This is a genomic window from Bifidobacterium sp. LH_558 (assembly GCF_056356295.1).
Genome location: NZ_JBKETZ010000005.1, coordinates 26,170 through 44,497, shown reverse-complemented (window position 1 = coordinate 44,497; position 18,328 = coordinate 26,170). Strand labels below are relative to the sequence as shown.

The window sequence follows — 18,328 nt, the reverse complement described above, 5'->3', positions numbered from 1 at the left end:
TGACACGCCGGTGCCAGGGGCGGGTCAGCGACAGGGGCGGGTCAGCGGATGCCAGGGGTCGAGTTCCACGGGCTCGGCGTGCAGCAGTTCGCGCGTGGCGGCGTCGAGATAATCCTTGTGGATCACCAGTTCGATGACGAACTGGTCGAACCACGAGTCGGAGGCCACATAGTAGCCGTCCTTGCCGTTGTCCTTGCCCCAGCTGTTCTCGACCTTCCAACGGTTCGGTTTGCCATCGGCATCAAGATTGACGCCGGTCAACGTCATAGCGTGGTTGCTCGGGAAGTCGCCGTATTCAAGTCCCGCGGCCTTGTCGAAGGTGAATTCGGTGCCGAACAGCTGGTCGACGCGCACGCTGTCGCGGTCGAACACGCCTTCCTTACGCAATGAGAACTGCATGCAGTCGCAGGCGAACCAGATCGGATGCCCGGCGACGAGCTGGTCGACCGCGGCCTTCTTGAACACGTCGAGCGGCAGGTTGATGAATTCCATATCGCCGGCCTCCGCCACATTCGCGGAGAAACGGAGGCGGTAGCGCGTGGAGAACGGGGTGCGTTCCATCGGCGCGTTGCAGATGGTCACGAAATCGTTCACATCCACCGGCACGTATTTGCGGGCGAATTCGAGCGGGGTGATGCCGGTTTCGCGGATCTGCCGGCGAGTGTCCTTGCCGGTTTTCGGCTGATTGTCGGCGTTCTTCGCCTCGGCCGCGGATTCGCCGGGCTTGCCCGCGTCGTCGCCGTCATCCTTGGTCCGGGCGAGGAAATCGAATGTCGCGGGCGGCTCACCGAGCGCGATCGCGCAGATGCGGTACACGGTCGCCATATCCTCGTGCTTGATCTCGCGCAGAGCGTCGACCGTCTCCCCCGCCGCATGACGGGCGCGCAGGTCGGCAGCGAACTCGCGCAACTTGGTGTTGAGATACTGCTTGAACGCGTCGGAATCGCGGGAGTTCTGGGATTCGGGATACGCCGACTTCGGCACCAGACCATATTTGTTCACCAACGCGGCGAACATCTGCCACCATCCGCCGTCGTCGGAGGGGCCTTCGTTGATCGCCGCGAACACGCGGGAGTCAATCGGCTCGTCAAGCGTGGCGAGCACGTTCTCCAGATACATGTTGGATTTCTCAATCGCGTCCCAGAAGAACAGATACGTTTCCGAGAATTCGAAATCCTCGAGATTCCAGCGGTGCATCAGCTCGTAGCGCAGCATGTTCAGCGAGGCGAACATCCAGCAACGGCCGGAGCGCTCCTGGTTGGTGATGCTTCCCTGCTTGAGTTCCACGGAAAAGTCGCGAGGCAAAGAACGCAGCCCCTGGTAATCGGTCGCGGCTTTGAGCACGCCGGACGACACCGCGGCGTTCGCGGCCACCAGATTCGCGCGATCGGCGTTGAACGCGCGGGAATACTCACGCAGCCGTTCGGCATCCACAGCTTTCACGGCCATGTCGTTACGGTTATTCGTCTCGCTCATCGCTATGCGCTCCTCACTTGCTCGTGACACAAAACACCACCACCCTACGGCATCGGGCGGCGGTGTTCAAAACAACGCTATGGCCAACGCACGTGCCAAATCACCGGCGCTCCGGCGAACCGATCCGCCGCATGGCGTATGGCGTCGTCACCGGCGTGGTCGTTCCTGTCCACACACGCTCCTACCGTGAAGACAAATAATAAACGCAGGGGAACTCCGGGAGGTTCGGAGTTGAGAGTGGCCCAAGGCCTGACCCTTAGAACCTGTTGGTTAAGACCATCGTAGGGAGCAGTGATGAGCAACGACTCTACTCGTTGCGGCAATGCCGCATATTCAGCAACCCAAATCTCTCCTGACGACCCGCTACGCGCGCGTATCGCCGAGGCCGCACAGGCCGTAAAGAACACCACGCCGTTGGCCCAGTCCTTCACGAATTTCGTGACGATCAATCTGGTGGCCAACGCGCAGCTGGCTTCGGGCGGCACCGCGGCGATGAGTTTCCTGCCGGACGACATCGTGGACACGGCCCAGATCGCAGGCGCCACCTATATCAATGTGGGCACGCTGCTGCCGTTCTACAAGGACGCGCTGGCGGATATCGCGCAGCGGCTCGCCCAGCTCGGCAAACCGTGGGTGCTCGACCCGGTGGCGGCGGGCATCGGCAAAACACGCACCGCGATTCTTCAATCCTTCCGTGACTATCCGCCGACCATCGTGCGCGGCAACGCGTCGGAGATCATCGCACTGGCCGATATGTGGGGATTGAACGACAATGTGGGGGATGCTTACCCAAGCAGCAGGCCGGCCGGCGTGGAATCCGTCGATGACGTGGATTCCGCAGCCGGCGCGGCCATGCGTCTGGCCCGTCATCTCCGCGAGCATGTGGACGAGGCCGCCGTGGCCGTCTCCGGCGAGGTCGATCTGGTGACCGACGGCGAACATATCTACCGTCTGCCTGGAGGCAGCGCGATGATGACGAAGATCACCGGTGCGGGGTGCTCGTTGGGCGGTGTGACCGCCACCTATCTTGCGGTAACCGACCCGTTGACCGCCGCGATCGCCGCATCGTTGCTATACAACCGCGCCGGCGAATCCGCCGAGGCGGCGTCCCATGGACCGGGATCGTTCCAAGTCGAATTCCTTGATGCTCTTTGGAACACCACAGCCGACCAGATCGCCGCATCCGCCATGTCGGTGGCGTGACCGCAAAGACTGCGTCGGGTCCATATATCGATTTCACGACTCGTATCACCTCTTGTGGAGGAATCCCATGACCAGCGAATACCCCTACGCATCCATGCGAGACCGTTTTGACCTGTCCGCATATCTGGTGCTCGGCCCCGACGATTGCAAGGGACGGCCGCTGACCGATGTCGTCGACCAGGCGCTTGCCGGCGGCGCGACATTCGTCCAATTGCGCGCCAAGAACGCGGATGCCAGCGAATTGACCTGCATGGCGCGCGATATCGCGCGGATCATCGAAGACAACAACCAATCCGATTCGGTGGCGTTCGTGATCGACGACCGTGTGGATGTGGTGTGGCAGGCGCGCCGCAAGGGCATCAAAGTGGACGGCGTGCATATCGGACAGACGGATATGGAGCCGGACCAGGCCCGCGCGCTGCTCGGCGACGAGGCCATCGTCGGCCTGTCCGCGCAGACCGAACGCCACGTTCGTCTCGCCAACGATCTGCCGGATGGCTGCATCGACTATATCGGCGCCGGTCCCCTGCATTACACGGCGACCAAGCCGGATGCCGCGGTCGTCGATGACGATGGTGCGAAGCGCACACTGGACACGACACTGATCAACGCGCTCTGCGATGCCTCAGACCTGCCTGTGGTGGTGGGAGGCGGCGTGAAGGCCGACGACATCCCCATGCTGGCCGAGACCAAGGCGGACGGTTGGTTCGTCGTATCCGCCATCGCGGGCGCGGATGATCCCGAGGCCGCCACCCGCGAACTGGTCGCCTGTTGGAAGGCCCTTCGCGGCGACGCCAAGCACGGCTATGCCAAACATGGAACCGATCAAACCCATACGGCCTGATAGTCACTGAAGATAAGGAGCATACGATGACCACGCTTCCCGCCGTATTGACCATCGCCGGCTCGGATTCGTCCGGCGGCGCCGGCATCCAAGCCGATCTGAAAACCATGCTCGCCAACGGGGTGTTCGGCATGTCCGCGATCACGGCGCTCACCGCGCAGAACACCACCGGTGTGCGTTCGGTGCAGGACACCGAACCCAACATCCTCGCCGATCAGATCGATGCCGTGTTCGAGGACATCCGCCCTGCGGCCGTCAAAATCGGCATGGTGTCCAGCACCGCGCTGATCGAAGCCATCGCGGACCGGCTGCGCGCGCACCAGGCCTCTAATGTGGTGCTCGACCCGGTGATGGTGGCCACCTCGGGCGCGAAACTCATCGGCAACGACGCGGTCGACGCGCTGACCGCGGCGCTGTTCCCGCTCGCCACGGTGATCACGCCGAATATTCCCGAAGCCGAGACACTGACCGACGCGCTGATCGAAACCCGTGAGGATATGCAGGCCGCGGGCCTGCGTCTCGCCACGAGGTATGGATGCGCCGCTCTGGTCAAAGGCGGCCACGGCACGAACGACGCCAGCGACGTGCTGGTCGAGCCGGACGGCACCGTGACATGGTTCGAGGGCGTCCGCATCGACAATCCGAACACGCATGGCACCGGCTGCACGCTCAGTTCGGCCATCGCCTCGAATCTTGCCAAGGGTCTGCCGCTTGCCTTAGCCGTACAATCGGCGAAGGACTATCTGACCGGTGCCCTGCGGGCCATGCTCGACCTCGGGCATGGATCCGGGCCCATGGATCACGCGTGGGCTTGGCGGTAGCCGACCCACGCCCAGAAGTTCCCGGAGCATCAGACAGACCGATAACCCATCCCATCGCACAACATGAAGGAGCGCCCCATGGCCATCGATCGTTACGCCGAGCAGCAGGAGGTTCCGGTCGATCCGGAAACCGGCAAGCCGTATCTCAATACGGTGGCGGCCGTCTCCATCGCCCCCAGCGGAGTCGGCGCCGAATTGAGCGAATACGTCTCGCAGGCGGTCTCCGTGATTCGTGAGTCCGGTCTGCCGAACGAGACGAACGCCATGTTCACCAATATCGAAGGCGACCTCGATGAGGTGGTGCGGGTGGTCGTCGACGCCACGAAGCGGCTCGCCGAACAGGGATACCGCACCGGCGTGGTCCTCAAACTCGACATCCGCCCCGGATTCTCCGGCCAGATCGCCGCCAAGCAGGCGCTGGTCGATGAGATTCTCTCCAAAGAGGACTGACGCAGTTCCCATCCACCACCCCGCCCGCACGCGGTCTTGTTTTCAGGCTCTTCACAGTTGGTCCGATGGGACCTGCGCAAGAGGTGTATCGTTTGACGTATGACGACGATGAAAGAGATTGCAGAGAAGACGGGGGTGTCGGTCTCCACTGTCTCTCTGGTGCTCAACGACAGAGACGAAGGCCGAGTGAAGTCCAGTATCGCCGATCAGGTGCGCAAAATGGCGGAGAAGCTCGGCTATAAGCCCAATCCGCTCGCGCGTTCCCTGCGCACCAGCAAAACCCGCATTCTGGGGTTCATCAGCGAGGAGGTCGCCACCACCCCCTACGCCGGCGGCATCATCCTCGGCGCGCAGGCCGCGGCCAGCCAACTCGGCTATATGCTCATCACGGTCAACACCGACGGCGAGGAGCATGAGGACGAGGAGATCACCACGCTGAAACGATACGGCGCGGACGGGTTCCTCTATGCGAAGATGTCGAACCGTTACACGGATGTGCCGGAAAGCCTCACCTCCATGCCGCTGGTGTTGATTGACGCCACGGACCGGCAAGGGCGGTTTCCCAGCATTGAGCCCGACGAGGTCCGCATCGCGCACGACGCGACCACCAGGCTGATCAAGGCCGGTTGCCAGCGCATCGCCTACATCGGCTGCTCCGAACTGATGCTTGCCCAAGACCGCAGACTTGAGGGATACCGCACCGCGCTGGAAGACGCCGGCCGGGTCTATGACGAACGCTTGGTATGCAATGTGTTCAACAACGGCCCTGCATTGCAGGCCGTCAGCGAGCTTTTCGACAGGGAGAGCCCCGACGGCTTTTTCTGCTTCAACGACGCGCGCGCCTGGTACGTCTACGAATGCGCCGCGCGACGCGGGCTCACCATCGGCAAGGACATCTCCGTGGTCGGCGTGGACAACCATCGTGTGCTCGCCGAGACCTTGGAGCCGCAGCTGACCACGGTGGAGCTTCCCCATTTCGAGATGGGGTACTGGTCCGTGTGCAAACTCGTCTCCCTGATCGAAAAGCGCGATCTGAGCGATCTCGAGATGCCACGAACCACCGCTCCCCTGCCGCCTTTGGACGCGCCGATTCCGGCGATGATCCGGTGCACGCTGATCGAGAAGGATTCCGTAGCGAAGTAGGCGCGACACGCCGATACCACCATTCACCCGAAACCTTAAAACCCGCATAACGTCAATCGTTTGACGTTGTACTCGCACGCAACACACGTCAATTGTTTGCCGTCAAACGATTGACGTCTTATACTAGTAAGCGTCACCACACAGCGCAGCAGCTGTGGACACGCCGATAACCATCCGCAAGGCAGCGGGAAACCAACACAAAAAGGAAAACATCATGGCAAGCGCAAGCAAGTCTGCATGGAAGAATCCTTCCTATCTGCAGAGCTCCTTTGGCATTTTCATGTTCTTCTGCTCCTGGGGCATTTGGTGGTCCTTCTTCTCCAGGTGGTTGCTTGACCCGGAAAAAGGTCTGGGCATGACCCAGGCGGAGCAGGGCTCCATCTACTCCATCAACTCCCTGGCCACACTGGTCATCATGTTCGCCTACGGCGCCATCCAGGACCAGCTCGGCATCAAGCGCAAGCTCGTCATCGTCATCTCCGCGATCGCGGCCTGCGTCGGCCCGTTCGTCCAGTTCGTCTACGCGCCGCTGCTCTCGGCCGGTGGCGCCACCCGTTACGTCGGCGTCCTCATCGGTTCCGTCGTTCTGTCCGCGGGCTTCATGGCCGGCTGCTCCCTGATCGAGGCCGTCACCGAACGCTACTCCCGTAAGTTCAACTTCGAGTATGGCCAGTCCCGCGCCTGGGGCTCCTTCGGCTACGCCATCGTGGCCCTGTGCGCCGGCTTCCTGTTCAACATCAACCCGATGCTCAACTTCTGGGTCGGTTCCGCCTGCGGCGTCGCCATGCTGCTCGTCTATCTGCTGTGGGTCCCGGCCGAGCAGAAGGAAGAGCTCAAGAAGGAAGCCGATCCGAACGCCGCCCCGACCAATCCTTCCTTCAAGGAAATGATCGCCGTCCTCAAGATGCCGACCCTGTGGGTCCTCATCGTCTTCATGCTGCTGACCAACACCTTCTACACCGTGTTCGACCAGCAGATGTTCCCCACCTACTACTCCAGCCTGTTCTCGACCACCGATATCGGCGACGCCACCTACGGCACCCTGAACTCCATCCAGGTCTTCGTCGAATCCGCCATGATGGGCGTCGTGCCGATCATCATGAAGAAGATCGGCGTGCGCAACGCCCTGCTGCTCGGCGCCTTCGTGATGTTCGCCCGTATCGGTCTGTGCGGCGTGTTCCACGACCCGGTCTCCGTGTCCATCGTCAAGATGTTCCACTCCATCGAGGTCCCGCTGTTCTGCCTGCCGGCGTTCCGCTACTTCACCCTGCACTTCGACACGAAGCTCTCCGCCACCCTGTACATGGTGGGCTTCCAGATCGCCTCTCAGATCGGCCAGGTCATCTTCTCCACCCCGCTCGGCCTGCTGCACGATCGTCTGGGTGACCGCCCGACCTTCTTCACCATCTCGGGCATCGTGCTCGTCGCTCTGATCTACGGCTTCTTCGTGATCAAGAGGGACGACCAGGAAGTCGGCGGCGACCCGTTCTACACCGACAAGCAGCTGCGCGCGATGGAAGCCGCCAAGGCCTGATCCTCCGCCAGCCAACACACCTCGCGGTATCCGGAAAACATCCGCTTTCCGGATACCGCCCCTCATAACTGAATCTTTATAATTGAATCCAATAATTGAACCCATAACCGAACCACAACACATCGCAAGGCCTATACGGCGCAACAGCCGACATCGCCTTCAAGAAAGGAAGTATTCGACGATGAGTGACTTCTCCCCCACCCTTACTCCGATCAAGGACCACGCCGAGGAACTCGCCAAGGCCGAGGCCGGAGTGGCCGAGCTCGCCGCCAAGCGCAACAACCGCTGGTACCCCAAGTTCCACATCGCCTCCAACGGCGGCTGGGTCAACGACCCGAACGGCCTGTGCTTCTATAAGGGACGCTGGCACGTCTTCTACCAGCTGCACCCCTACGGCACCCAGTGGGGTCCGATGCACTGGGGCCATGTCTCCTCCACCGATATGATCACTTGGAAGCGCGAGCCGGTGATGTTCGCCCCCAGCCTCGAGCAGGAGAAGAACGGCGTGTTCTCCGGATCCGCCGTGATTGGCGACGACGGCGAGCTGCGTTTCTACTACACCGGCCACCGTTGGGCCAACGGCGTGGACGGCTCCGGCGGCGAATGGCAGGTGCAGATGTACGCCACGCCGGATAACGACGAACTCACCTCCGCCACCAAGCACGGCATGATCGTCGACTGCCCGCGCGATAAGGTCGATTCCCACTTCCGCGATCCGAAGGTGTGGAAGACCGGCGACACCTGGTATATGACCTTCGGCGTGTGCTCCGCCGAGCGCCGCGGCCAGATGTGGCTGTATACCTCCGAGGACATGGTCGAATGGACCTTCAAGCGCGTGCTCTTCGAGCATCCGGATCCGGATGTGTGGATGCTCGAATGCCCCGACTTCTTCCCCATCAAAGACAAGGACGGCAACGAGAAGTGGGTTATCGGCTTCTCCGCCATGGGTGCCAAGAAGAGCGCCTTCATGAACCGCAACGTGAACAACGCCGGCTACATGATCGGCACTTGGGAGCCGGGCGGCGAGTTCAAGCCTGAGACCGAGTTCCGTCTGTGGGATTGCGGCCATAACTTCTACGCCCCGCAGTCCTTCACCGCCGAGGACGGCCGTCAGATCATGTACGGCTGGATGAGCCCGTTCGCGCAGCCCATCCCGATGGAGAACGACGGCTGGTGCGGCAACCTGACCCTGCCCCGCGAGATCACGCTGGGCGAGGACGGCGACGTGCACACCGCTCCCTGCGCCGAAGTCGAAGGCTACCGCGAGAACACCGTCGAGCACGGTGAGATCGCCCTGAGCTTCAATGAGGAGAAGGTCATCTGCGACGACGCCGAAGCCGTGGAGATCGAGATGGTCATCGATCTGGACGCCTCCACCGCCGAGCGCGCCGGCCTCAAGGTGCACGCCACCGAAGACGGCGCCTACACCTACGTGGCTTATGACGATCAGATCGGCCGCGTGGTCATCGACCGTCAGGCCGTGGTGAACGGCGACAAGGGCTACCGCGCCGCCCCGCTGGACGAGGCCGAGCTGAGCGGCAAACTCAAGCTGCGCGTGTTCGTGGACCGCGGCTGCGTCGAGGTCTACGTCAACGACGGCCATCAGGCGATGAGCTCCTACAGCTACCCGACCGACGGCCCGCGCGCCATCAAGCTCACCAGCGAATCCGGCGAGCTGAAGGTCGACTCCCTGACCGTCCACACGCTCAAGAGCAACGGTCTGGAGTAAACACTCCCCCATTCCAAGAGCCCCTGTGAGGATCCCGTCATGAGATCCTCACAGGGGCTCTGTCTATGTGTATGCCGCTTCCGTATTCGCCGACATATGGCGACGGCGGGCATTGGAGATTCCTCGACTTCGCTCGGAATGACGGATCGTGGCTGCGCTCGAAAGCCGGAAGCGACGGCTACGCTCGGAATGCCGGGTGATGAGTCGAAATCACTTTTTGACGCCGCCGAAGCGACGGTCGCGGTGGATGTAGTGGTCGATGGATCGCCACAGCACCTCACGGCCGCAATCGGGGAACAGTTCGGGCACGAAGTCGAGTTCGGCGTAGGCGGCCTCCCACGGCAGGAAGTTGCTGGTGCGTTGCTCGCCGGAGGTGCGGATCACCAGATCGCAGTCGGGAATGTCGGGGTTGTACAGGTGGTCGGCGATCATCTTCTCGGTCACACGGTCGCCGCTGATTTTGCCGTCGCGCACCTCGCGCGCGATTTCGGCGCAGGCGTCGGCGATTTCGGCGCGGCCGCCGTAGTTGATGCAGAACACCACATCGATCACCTTGTTGTGCTTGGTGCGTTCCATCGCCACCTCAAGCTCGTCGATCACAGACTTCCACAGCTTGGGTCGGCGGCCCGACCAACGCACCCGCACGCCCCACTCGTCCATCTGCGCCACACGGCGGTGGATGATGTCGCGGGAGAATCCCATCAGGAAACGCACTTCCTGCGGGCTGCGCTTCCAGTTCTCCGTGGAGAAGGTGTACAGGCTCAGGTAGCGCACGCCGGCCTCGATGGCTCCGGCGATGGTGTCGAACACCACCGGTTCGGCGGCCTGGTGCCCGTTGGTGCGAATCAGCCCCCGCTCCTGGGCCCAGCGGCCGTTGCCGTCCATGATCACGCCGATATGCTTCGGCACTTGGTTCTTCGGAAAATCGGGAATGCGCGACGGGTCGGAGAAGGGCGCCGCAGGAACGCTCAGCGAGGTATAGTCCACGTGTTCAAAAGCCATACTCACGAATCTAGCAAGCGCAGTGAACGAATCGGACGTTCCAGATAATATTCTCCCCATTCCTCAACCAGTCGCTCGGTGGCGGATTCAAGCGCGGTGCCGTCCAGCACGCTCCAATCACCACGGACCAGCGCGTTCAGCTGGGTCAGCGCCGTCGCACCGACGCGCTGCGATTCTGGGGTGTGGTCGGTGGCGCACATCACGCCGCCTGCCGGAATCGACAGATATTCGGTGGATGTTCTGCCGCACACCACGCACGCGCCCAATCGCGGGCTCCATCCGGCGAGCGACAGCGCGCGCATCACATACGACCCGCCGATCGCCTTGGGATCGTGCGCATGCCGTGCGAGCGCGGCCAGAGCCGCGACAAGCAGACGGTACTGTTCCCCCACCTGCTCCATCTGCACATCGACGAGCTTGTCGACGGTTTCCACAACGATGCTGGCCGCGCTGTATGCGTCGAAATCGGCGGCGATCGCCCCGCCATACGCTGCGACCGATTCAGCCTGGGAGATTACATCCAAGGAACGGCCTTCGGCGATCAGCACGTCGACGCGCATAAAGGGTTCCAGACGCCCGCCGAAGCGGGACTTGGTGCGCCGTACGCCTTTGGCGACCGCCCGCACCTTGCCGTGCCCGCGAGTGAGCAGGGTGACGATGCGGTCGGCCTCCCCCAGTTTGGCGGTGCGCAGCACCACTCCCTCATCTCGATACAACGGCATGCTCACCATTATGCCGCATGGCGGCCGGCGCAAGGGAATATGCCTTCAGACAAGTCCCTCGCTTCCGTAAGTCCTCAGACGAGAGGAAGCCTACTCATGGATAAGGTGGCGCATACCGACCGCATGCGGCCTGACATCCACGAGAGGTCGAACTACCGCGGAAACCTCAGTGTCCCGGATGTTGAATCGGCACGACCACGGGTCCGGTGGCGTTGACGGGCACCTGGCCGTCCGCCTCCATCTGCGCGGCGATCTCCTGCGCTTTGGCGAGCAGGGTTTCGACGATCTGGTCTTCGGGCACGGTCTGGATGACCTTGCCCTTGATGAAGATCTGCCCCTTGCCGTTGCCGGAGGCCACGCCGAGGTCGGCTTCGCGCGCCTCACCGGGGCCGTTGACGATGCAGCCCATGACGGCCACGCGGATGGGTGCGGTGACGTCCTTCAATCCGGCGGTCACGGCTTCGGCGAGCTGGATGACGTCCACCTGCGCGCGTCCACAGCTCGGGCAGGAGATGATGTCGAATTTACGCTGGCGCAATCCCATGTATTCGAGCAGCTTGCAGCCCACCTTCACCTCTTCGACCGGCGGCGCGGACAGGGAGACACGGATCGTGTCGCCGATGCCCTCGGCCAGCAGCGCGCCGAACGCGAGGCAGGATTTGATGGTGCCCTGCCAGGCGGGACCGGCCTCGGTGACGCCCAGATGCAGCGGCCAGTCGCCCTTGGAGGCGAGCAGCCGGTAGGTTTCGACCATGGTGATCACATCATGGTGCTTGACGGAGATTTTGAAGTCATGGAATCCCACGTCCTCGAACATACGCGCCTCTTTGAGCGCGGAGGCAACCAGCGCCTCGGGGGTGGGACCGCCGTACTTCGCGTAGAGGTCCTTGTCGAGCGAGCCGGCGTTCACGCCGATGCGCAGCGAGATGCCCGCGTCGGTGGCGGCCTGGCAGATGGAAGGGCCCACTTCGTCGAACTTACGGATATTGCCCGGATTCACACGCACGGCCGCGCAGCCGGCGTCGATGGCTTGGAAGACGTATTTGCTTTGGAAGTGGATGTCCGCGATCACCGGAATCGGCGACTTGCGCACGATTTCGGGCAATGCGTCGGCATCGTCCTGGCTGGGCACGGCCACGCGCACGATGTCGCAGCCGGCCGCGGTGAGTTCGGCGATCTGCTGCAGTGTGGCGGGCACATTCGCGGTCAGTGTGTTGGTCATCGACTGCACGGAGACGGGCGCGCCTCCTCCGACCGCCACCGGGCCGACCATGATGCGACGTGATTCGCGACGCGGATGCAACGGCGACTCGCTGATCGCGGCCTCACCGGTTTTACGGAACGGCTTGTCGACCGGCTGCTCGGCTGGGGCAAAGGGCTCGTTGGGCATGCGTTCGCCTCCCTGGAGGGCTTGGTTCGGATCGTTATGCGTGTGCGGATGACTCACACTTGCTTGTTTATCAAATCATCGGCACGCCGACGCGCTTCGAGCTCAATCTGGCCCATTTCCTCCACGTCGGCGAACAGCGGCGCGTCACGCATGGCGGCATCCATATCGTCGAGCACGGCCTTGACCGTATCGACGATGCCGAGATAGGGCAGCTTGTGGTCAAGGAAGGCCTGCACGGCCTGTTCGTTGGCGGCATTGAGCACGGCCGTATGCTTCTCCGAAGCGGCGAGGCATTCACGGGCGAGCGAGACGGCGGGGAACGCCACGTCATCCAACGGTTCGAAGGTCCATGTCGCCGCCTTGGTCCAATCGCAGGCCGCGGCCACGTCGGTCATACGATCCGGCGCGGACAGTCCCAAGGCGATCGGCAGCCGCATATCAGGCGGCGAAGCCTGGGCGATGACGGCGCCGTCAACGAACTCCACCATCGAATGCACGATGGACTGCGGATGCACGGTCACTTCGATACGTTCCGGAGGAACGTCGAACAAACGGGAGGCCTCGATGACCTCTAGGCCTTTGTTCATCAGCGTGGACGAGTTAATGGTGACCACCGGTCCCATATTCCATGTGGGATGGTTCAGGGCCTGTTCCGGTGTGATGTCGGCCATCCGCTCACGGCTCCAGCCTCGGAACGGACCTCCGGATGCGGTGACGACGAGTTTGGACACCTCCTGATGGGTGCCGGAACGCAGCGACTGCCAGATGGCGGAATGTTCGGAATCCACGGGATTGATCTGGCCGCTGCGGGTCTGCGCGCTGAACAGCAGATGGCCGCCCGCCACCACGGATTCCTTGTTGGCCAACGCCAGCTGGGATCCGGCGTGCAGCGCGGCGATCGAAGGTTCCAAACCGATGGAACCGGTGATGCCGTTCAGCACCACGTTCGCGCCGGAGCCGGCCAACGCCGTCACGGCCTGCGCGCCGCCCTGCACTTGGGTGTTCGGCGCACCGGCCTGCGCGAGCGCCTCACGCAAGGCGGGCACCTTCGTCTCGTCGAATACGGCGACCTGCGGCACATGGAAACGGGCCGCCTGCTGGGCAAGCAGATCGACGCGGGCGCCTCCCGCCGCCAAACCGGTGACGGTGAAGCGTTCCGGATGCCGGGCGATGATATCCAGACCTTGCGTGCCGATGGAACCGGTGGAGCCCAGAACGACGACCGTGGAGTTGGCGATCACTGCTGCCTCTTCGTGTCGGAGGGAGCGACGTCATCCAACGAGGGGAAGGACAGATCGGGAATCTGGTCGTCCACGGTGATGCGGCCGGCGGAGAACACATCGGGGAACAGGCCCTCCTCCGACTTGCCCTGAGACTGGGGCGGAGCGGGCGCGGCGAACGACGGCGTCTGGGCGGAGGCGGGCTCGAAGGAGACGGGCGTGTCCTCACTTGCCTTCGGCGCAATGGGCGCGCTCAAATCGGGGATATGCGGTTCGAAGGACGGCGTGGCGGCGATGGGATGCTCCTGCACGGTCTCGGCCATCTGCGCCAAAGCGGCCAGCGACGAGTCGGGATTCTGCTGGGACTGCTCGACAAACGAATCCTGGGAGGGACGCTCGGCCTGAGTGAAGGACGGGGTTTCGCCAACCGAAGCCGGGGCCGGAGCCACAGGGGTCGGGGCTGCGGCGGGCGTCGCGGACGCGCCGGACGGTGCGAAGGACGGAAGATCAGCCGCGGGAGCCGCCGCGCTGAACAGGCTGCGCTCCGCCTGATGCAGAGCGTCGAAGGACTCGTTCTGCTGTGCGATGGACGGCGCGAACGACGGCAGGCTCTCCGCCGGGGAGACCCCGTCGCGGCGGTAACGCGCGTCGGACGAGAACAGAGGCGAAACCGCTTCGGTTCTCGGCGCGGGGGCGGCCACGGGCGCGGGCGTCGCGGACTGTGCGGCACCTGAATCCGCGGACACGTAATCGGCCACACGGGCATAGGATTCGATGCGGCTCAGCAGCTGCACGCAGGAGTTGAGGAAGTGGTCGACCTGACGCTCGTCATAGCCACGCTTGCCCGTGCGCTGGGTGAAAATCACGTTGGAGACGCTGGCCGCGTTGAGATCGGCCAACGCGCGCACATCGTCCTCGGTCACGCCGTCGATGCCCAACGCAGCGGCGGCTTTGTCCACGATTTGATCGGCGAGGCGGTCCACCTGTTTCTTGTCGTAGGAGGGAGTTTTGGGCTCGCCCGGCTTGAACCGTTCGCCCTCGTCGCGGTCGACGTGGTTGATGATCTGACGGTACAGATCCTCCGTCTCGGCCTTCCATGCGATGCGGCCGCGCTGGGAGATCTCCCACGTGGTCTGCTTATCGACCACGGCACGTTCCAGACGTGCCAGCGCCGCATCCACCTGGGCGATCACATAACCGTTTTTGACGAGGTCGAAAGACACGTTCTGGATGTCGCGCTGGGTCAGCCGCGCGCCTTCGCTGTCGTATAGAGCATGGGCGCGCTCCAAGAAGGCGTCCACCTGCCCCGGATCGTACCCCCACTTACGCTTTCCCGACCGCGCGATTCCCGCCGCGCTGCCACCGGACTGAAGTTCCTGAGCCATTGGCTGTTCGACCTCCTGATGGTAGTAAACTCTTCTCCACCTTACGCGATTGTTGCGACGCGCGCACTCTTTGACGCGCACCGGCCTCGCGATTGTGCCGCCCATACGCTATGGTGGTCGACTGCGGGCAATTAGCTCAGTTGGTTAGAGCGCCACCTTTACACGGTGGATGTCAGGGGTTCGAATCCCTTATTGCCCACGAATGCGGAACGCCGTCAGCGTCCCTTGCCGAACGCGCGCAGGCGGATGCCGTTCCAGTCGGCGCTCACCGTCAGCGGAGTGGCGGCATTCATACCCGCCGTCTTCGCCGCGGACTGCACCATGCTGGAGCTGGCGGCACCTCGACGCCCCGGCTTCGGGGTCAGCACCCACAGCGGGCCATCGTCGCCAAGCACCGTATAGGCGTCCACGATGGTGTCGGACAGTTCGTCCTCATCATCGCCGTCGCGCCACCAGATAATCACTCCGTCAACGGCGGAGTCGTAATCCTCATCGACGAGATCCTCGCCAGTCAGTTCTTCGATCTGAGCTCGAATCGAATCGTCCACGTCATCGTCCCAGAGCCACTCCTGGACGATGTCGCCGAGTTCGAAACCAAATTCTTCAGCGTGTTGTGATGCCGTTTGATTCACAGTGGACACATTAGCAAGGGTTCGCGAAAAACCACGTTAACAACCCGCGCATATGAGAATCCCCGCCCGCCGGAGCCCGCTAGATTCCGCCGAATCCTACCGGAACGTCCGCGCTCACGCCGTGCAATGCGGCAGACTATCGCCTTCACCGTTGCCAATGGCCACCAACGCCTCATACGCCTCTTGCAATGTGGAGACCTTCACATCGCGCAGCCCGTCAGGCACATGCCCCACCACGCTGTCGCAATTGGATTCGGGCGCGAGGAACCACGTGGCTCCGTCGCGTTTGGCACCCAGCATCTTCAGCCGGATGCCGCCGATGGCGCCGACCTCGCCATTTTCGTCGATGGTGCCCGTTCCCGCGATGGTCTCCCCTCCGGCCTCGTCCGCCGCCGTGAGCTTGCTGATGAGTCCCAATGTGTACATCATGCCGGCCGATGGGCCGCCGATGTCGTCCACATGCATGGTGACCGTCGCGTCGTCCAACACGTCGGGCGACACGCCCAACTCATCCGCATGCGCGGCGATGTAGGTTTTCGCGGCGGCGACGGCGGCGTCCTGCGAGCTGGACATCGATTCGGCGTTCTCCTCCTCGTATTCCTCGTCGCTCATGCCGACCGGCACAACCGCCTCTCGCGGCAGCACCGTGATCTGCGGGTTCAGCCATCCCCACAATGTCTGCGCGTTGGTGATCGGATATCCGGCCACACCCATGGAGCTCACCGTGACCAACAGCAGTTCGCCGTCGTCCTCATAGGTCTCGACGCCCTCCACATCGATCACCGTGCCGGAGTCGACCGTGCCCAGCACGTCCTGCGTGGGGCCTGGGAACTCAATGACATACGCGCTGGGCAGCATCAGCACGACCACCGACAGGGCGACGGCCGCAGCCCCTGCGAGATACCGCGCGGATCGCGCGGCGAAATACCGGTTCACGCGCCGGCCGATACCACGGATTTTTCCAAACATGGCTTCCCAGTGTAAACACCCGCCTGTGCGATGGCTGAATGCGGACGGACGATACGTCCGCCCCGGCGGGCGGCCGAGGCACGAACATCATGTGCGGGAACCGCGCAATCGCTCGGCTCGAGGCGAAACGGGCGCGGGCACGCTCTACACTGGTGAGCAATACCACCGGCAGTCAAGGGACGGATATGGACGACAACGCGATTCATGAATGGCTGATCAAATGCTTCGGCCCCATTCAAGGCGAAATGGCCTGGCAGCAGATCAGCCAGCTGCCCGAGCACATCCGCGAGCAGCTGATGGACCAGGATCCCTCGCGGCTGCCCGATCCCGCGCAGGTGCAGCAACTGATGACGGCGTTCACGGCCGGCGGGCTCAACACCATGGGCGATATGCAGCGCACGCTCGAAGAGGGGCCGATCAACGTCAAACTCGCCAAGTCGATCGCCTTGCAGCAGGCCAACGCCGCCGGCGCCGCGACCACCGTATCCGCCCAGCAGGGTGAGGCGGCGCGCCGCGCGATCAGCGAGGCCAATCTGTGGCTCGACACCGCCTGCCAGTTCGATCCAGCGCCGGGCGAACCCGATGTGCTCACCCGCGCCGGTTGGGTCGAGGGCACCATCGACCAGTGGGCCAAGTTCGCGGCACCGGTGGCCGAGTCGATGAGCAACGCGATGTCCTCCGTGATCGGCGAGCGGCTCGGCGACGCGTTCGAAGGCGAGGTCGCCGGCATGTTCGCAGGCCCCGTGCCGATTCCGATTCCCGACGGCATGAAGAATCCCGCCCAACTGCTCAAACTGTTGGGCAACACCTCCTATGCCATGCAGCTGGGCCAGGCGGCCGGCAACCTCAGCCACGAGGTGCATGGCAGTTTCGATCAGGGCATCATGCTGTTGGGGAATCCCGCCGGAGCGCTGATCGCTCAGAATGTGGAGGAATACGCGAAATCCTTGGGGATCGACTCGGACGAGGTGACCGCGTTCCTGGCCCTTCGTGAGGTGGCGCATGCCCGTCTGTTCGCCTCCGTGCCGTGGCTGATGCCGCGGTTCGAGGCGCTGATCGGCAAATACGCGCGCGGCATCACCATCGATCTGGACGCGATGGAGGAGCAGCTGCGCGATGTGACTTCCATGGATCCCGAATCGATCTCCGGCGCGGTGAACCTCACCAAGGTCGGCATTCCGGACACACCGGAGCAGCGTGAGGCGATGGCTTCGTTGGAAACGCTGCTGGCGCTGGTCGAGGGGTGGGTCGATTGCGTGGTTTGGCGCGCCGGCATGGCACACATTCCGCATATCGAACAGTTGCGTGAGATGATGCGCCGCGAACGCGCGGTGGGAGGCCCCGCCGAACGCACCTTCGAAAGTCTGCTTGGACTGGAGCTGCGTCCCAAGCGCATGCGCGAGGCCGCCGGTTTGTGGGAGATGGTCACCATGGCCGAAGGTCCCGAGGCCCGCGACGCCAAGTGGGGACATCCCGATCTGCTGCCCACGCTTTCGGGCGACGCCCCCCAGGCCATCGCGACGCCGGATGCCGCGCATCCCTCACGCACGGACATCTCCCCCACCCAGACCGGTGCCTCCGATGCCTCCGACGCGACGGAAGCCGCCGGCGGAACCGGGGAGCAAGCCCCGTCGTCGCCGTCCGGTTTCGACGCCAAACCCGGCGTCATCGATTGGGATGCGGAACTCTCCAAACTGCTTGACGAAAGCGCCGGCACCGACGAAACGGATGCCGATGACGAATCCGACGGCACAAATCAGGACCAATAGCCAGGCCTGATGACCAAGACCAAAAGCCAAGATCAACAG

Annotated in this window: 15 protein-coding genes, 1 tRNA gene, 1 pseudogene and 1 riboswitch; of the genes and pseudogenes, 9 read left to right on the top strand and 8 right to left on the bottom strand. The window is 63.2% G+C overall.

Going from position 1 to position 18,328, the window contains the following annotated elements; genetic code table 11:
• Positions 1 to 24: 24 nt before the first annotated feature.
• Positions 25 to 1,476, bottom strand: a complete 1,452-nt coding sequence (locus tag AC1AV0_RS07540; RefSeq protein WP_476572674.1) for a C1 family peptidase — start codon at positions 1,474 to 1,476, stop codon at positions 25 to 27.
• Between the two features lie 197 nt (positions 1,477 to 1,673).
• Positions 1,674 to 1,781, top strand: a riboswitch (TPP riboswitch).
• On the opposite strand from AC1AV0_RS07540, the gene thiM reads away from it, so the two are divergent.
• From thiM to AC1AV0_RS07505, 7 genes and pseudogenes are all read left to right on the top strand, one after another.
• Positions 1,771 to 2,679 (top strand): hydroxyethylthiazole kinase, encoded by a 909-nt coding sequence (thiM, locus tag AC1AV0_RS07535; protein ID WP_476572672.1) that lies wholly within the window; start codon positions 1,771 to 1,773, stop codon positions 2,677 to 2,679. It overlaps the preceding riboswitch by 11 nt.
• A 67-nt stretch (positions 2,680 to 2,746) precedes the next feature.
• A pseudogene (locus AC1AV0_RS07530) lies at positions 2,747 to 3,517 on the top strand (thiamine phosphate synthase); the annotation flags it as partial.
• Positions 3,518 to 3,549: 32 nt separating this feature from the next.
• Positions 3,550 to 4,344: a bifunctional hydroxymethylpyrimidine kinase/phosphomethylpyrimidine kinase gene (gene thiD / locus AC1AV0_RS07525; protein WP_476572670.1), complete on the top strand. Its 795-nt coding sequence runs from the start codon at positions 3,550 to 3,552 to the stop codon at positions 4,342 to 4,344.
• Between the two features lie 78 nt (positions 4,345 to 4,422).
• Positions 4,423 to 4,794 carry a thiamine-binding protein gene (locus AC1AV0_RS07520; protein ID WP_476572668.1) on the top strand — a complete coding sequence of 124 codons (372 nt, stop codon included), beginning with the start codon at positions 4,423 to 4,425 and terminating at the stop codon, positions 4,792 to 4,794.
• 99 nt (positions 4,795 to 4,893) lie between these two features.
• Entirely contained in the window at positions 4,894 to 5,937 is a 1,044-nt protein-coding gene (locus AC1AV0_RS07515; protein ID WP_476572666.1) for a LacI family DNA-binding transcriptional regulator, read from the top strand.
• A 214-nt stretch (positions 5,938 to 6,151) separates the two neighbouring features.
• A complete protein-coding gene (locus AC1AV0_RS07510; RefSeq protein WP_476572664.1) occupies positions 6,152 to 7,471 on the top strand; it encodes an oligosaccharide MFS transporter in 1,320 nt (439 codons plus the stop codon).
• Positions 7,472 to 7,652: 181 nt separating this feature from the next.
• Positions 7,653 to 9,200 (top strand): glycoside hydrolase family 32 protein, encoded by a 1,548-nt coding sequence (locus tag AC1AV0_RS07505; RefSeq protein ID WP_476572662.1) that lies wholly within the window; start codon positions 7,653 to 7,655, stop codon positions 9,198 to 9,200.
• Between the two features lie 210 nt (positions 9,201 to 9,410).
• On the opposite strand, the gene AC1AV0_RS07500 is transcribed toward AC1AV0_RS07505, so the two are convergent.
• The 5 genes from AC1AV0_RS07500 to AC1AV0_RS07480 form a co-directional block, all read right to left on the bottom strand.
• Positions 9,411 to 10,202 carry an isoprenyl transferase gene (locus AC1AV0_RS07500; RefSeq protein ID WP_476572660.1) on the bottom strand — a complete coding sequence of 264 codons (792 nt, stop codon included), beginning with the start codon at positions 10,200 to 10,202 and terminating at the stop codon, positions 9,411 to 9,413.
• Positions 10,203 to 10,204: 2 nt separating this feature from the next.
• Positions 10,205 to 10,924: a DNA repair protein RecO gene (gene recO / locus AC1AV0_RS07495; protein ID WP_476572658.1), complete on the bottom strand. Its 720-nt coding sequence runs from the start codon at positions 10,922 to 10,924 to the stop codon at positions 10,205 to 10,207.
• Positions 10,925 to 11,090: 166 nt separating this feature from the next.
• Entirely contained in the window at positions 11,091 to 12,314 is a 1,224-nt protein-coding gene (gene ispG, locus AC1AV0_RS07490; RefSeq protein ID WP_476572656.1) for a flavodoxin-dependent (E)-4-hydroxy-3-methylbut-2-enyl-diphosphate synthase, read from the bottom strand.
• Between the two features lie 53 nt (positions 12,315 to 12,367).
• Positions 12,368 to 13,552, bottom strand: a complete 1,185-nt coding sequence (gene dxr, locus AC1AV0_RS07485) for a 1-deoxy-D-xylulose-5-phosphate reductoisomerase (RefSeq protein ID WP_476572966.1) — start codon at positions 13,550 to 13,552, stop codon at positions 12,368 to 12,370.
• Positions 13,552 to 14,919: a DivIVA domain-containing protein gene (locus tag AC1AV0_RS07480; RefSeq protein ID WP_476572652.1), complete on the bottom strand. Its 1,368-nt coding sequence runs from the start codon at positions 14,917 to 14,919 to the stop codon at positions 13,552 to 13,554. The genes dxr and AC1AV0_RS07480 overlap by 1 nt, the downstream gene beginning before the upstream one ends.
• A 125-nt stretch (positions 14,920 to 15,044) precedes the next feature.
• Here AC1AV0_RS07480 and AC1AV0_RS07475 point away from each other — a divergent pair.
• A tRNA-Val gene (locus AC1AV0_RS07475) sits at positions 15,045 to 15,118 on the top strand.
• Between the two features lie 16 nt (positions 15,119 to 15,134).
• Here the strand turns inward: AC1AV0_RS07475 and AC1AV0_RS07470 are convergent.
• Both AC1AV0_RS07470 and AC1AV0_RS07465 read right to left on the bottom strand, forming a co-directional pair.
• Complete coding sequence (locus AC1AV0_RS07470; RefSeq protein ID WP_476572650.1) at positions 15,135 to 15,551, bottom strand: DUF3052 domain-containing protein; 417 nt, start codon at positions 15,549 to 15,551, stop codon at positions 15,135 to 15,137.
• Positions 15,552 to 15,665: 114 nt separating this feature from the next.
• Entirely contained in the window at positions 15,666 to 16,520 is an 855-nt protein-coding gene (locus tag AC1AV0_RS07465) for a S16 family serine protease (RefSeq protein WP_476572648.1), read from the bottom strand.
• A gap of 185 nt (positions 16,521 to 16,705) precedes the next feature.
• On the opposite strand from AC1AV0_RS07465, the gene AC1AV0_RS07460 reads away from it, so the two are divergent.
• Positions 16,706 to 18,289 (top strand): zinc-dependent metalloprotease, encoded by a 1,584-nt coding sequence (locus tag AC1AV0_RS07460; RefSeq protein ID WP_476572646.1) that lies wholly within the window; start codon positions 16,706 to 16,708, stop codon positions 18,287 to 18,289.
• Positions 18,290 to 18,328: the final 39 nt, after the last annotated feature.

What these genes read in the sequence shown, in the direction of transcription:
- recO (WP_476572658.1), bottom strand. Translation starts at nt 10,924, where the DNA reads ATGCCGTTGTATCGAGATGAGGGAGTGGTGCTGCGCACCGCCAAACTG.
- AC1AV0_RS07510 (WP_476572664.1), top strand. Translation starts at nt 6,152, where the DNA reads ATGGCAAGCGCAAGCAAGTCTGCATGGAAGAATCCTTCCTATCTGCAG.
- thiD (WP_476572670.1), top strand. Translation starts at nt 3,550, where the DNA reads ATGACCACGCTTCCCGCCGTATTGACCATCGCCGGCTCGGATTCGTCC.
- AC1AV0_RS07505 (WP_476572662.1), top strand. Translation starts at nt 7,653, where the DNA reads ATGAGTGACTTCTCCCCCACCCTTACTCCGATCAAGGACCACGCCGAG.
- AC1AV0_RS07500 (WP_476572660.1), bottom strand. Translation starts at nt 10,202, where the DNA reads ATGGCTTTTGAACACGTGGACTATACCTCGCTGAGCGTTCCTGCGGCG.
- AC1AV0_RS07520 (WP_476572668.1), top strand. Translation starts at nt 4,423, where the DNA reads ATGGCCATCGATCGTTACGCCGAGCAGCAGGAGGTTCCGGTCGATCCG.
- AC1AV0_RS07460 (WP_476572646.1), top strand. Translation starts at nt 16,706, where the DNA reads ATGGACGACAACGCGATTCATGAATGGCTGATCAAATGCTTCGGCCCC.
- ispG (WP_476572656.1), bottom strand. Translation starts at nt 12,314, where the DNA reads ATGCCCAACGAGCCCTTTGCCCCAGCCGAGCAGCCGGTCGACAAGCCG.
- AC1AV0_RS07480 (WP_476572652.1), bottom strand. Translation starts at nt 14,919, where the DNA reads ATGGCTCAGGAACTTCAGTCCGGTGGCAGCGCGGCGGGAATCGCGCGG.
- AC1AV0_RS07515 (WP_476572666.1), top strand. Translation starts at nt 4,894, where the DNA reads ATGACGACGATGAAAGAGATTGCAGAGAAGACGGGGGTGTCGGTCTCC.
- thiM (WP_476572672.1), top strand. Translation starts at nt 1,771, where the DNA reads ATGAGCAACGACTCTACTCGTTGCGGCAATGCCGCATATTCAGCAACC.
- AC1AV0_RS07465 (WP_476572648.1), bottom strand. Translation starts at nt 16,520, where the DNA reads ATGTTTGGAAAAATCCGTGGTATCGGCCGGCGCGTGAACCGGTATTTC.
- AC1AV0_RS07540 (WP_476572674.1), bottom strand. Translation starts at nt 1,476, where the DNA reads ATGAGCGAGACGAATAACCGTAACGACATGGCCGTGAAAGCTGTGGAT.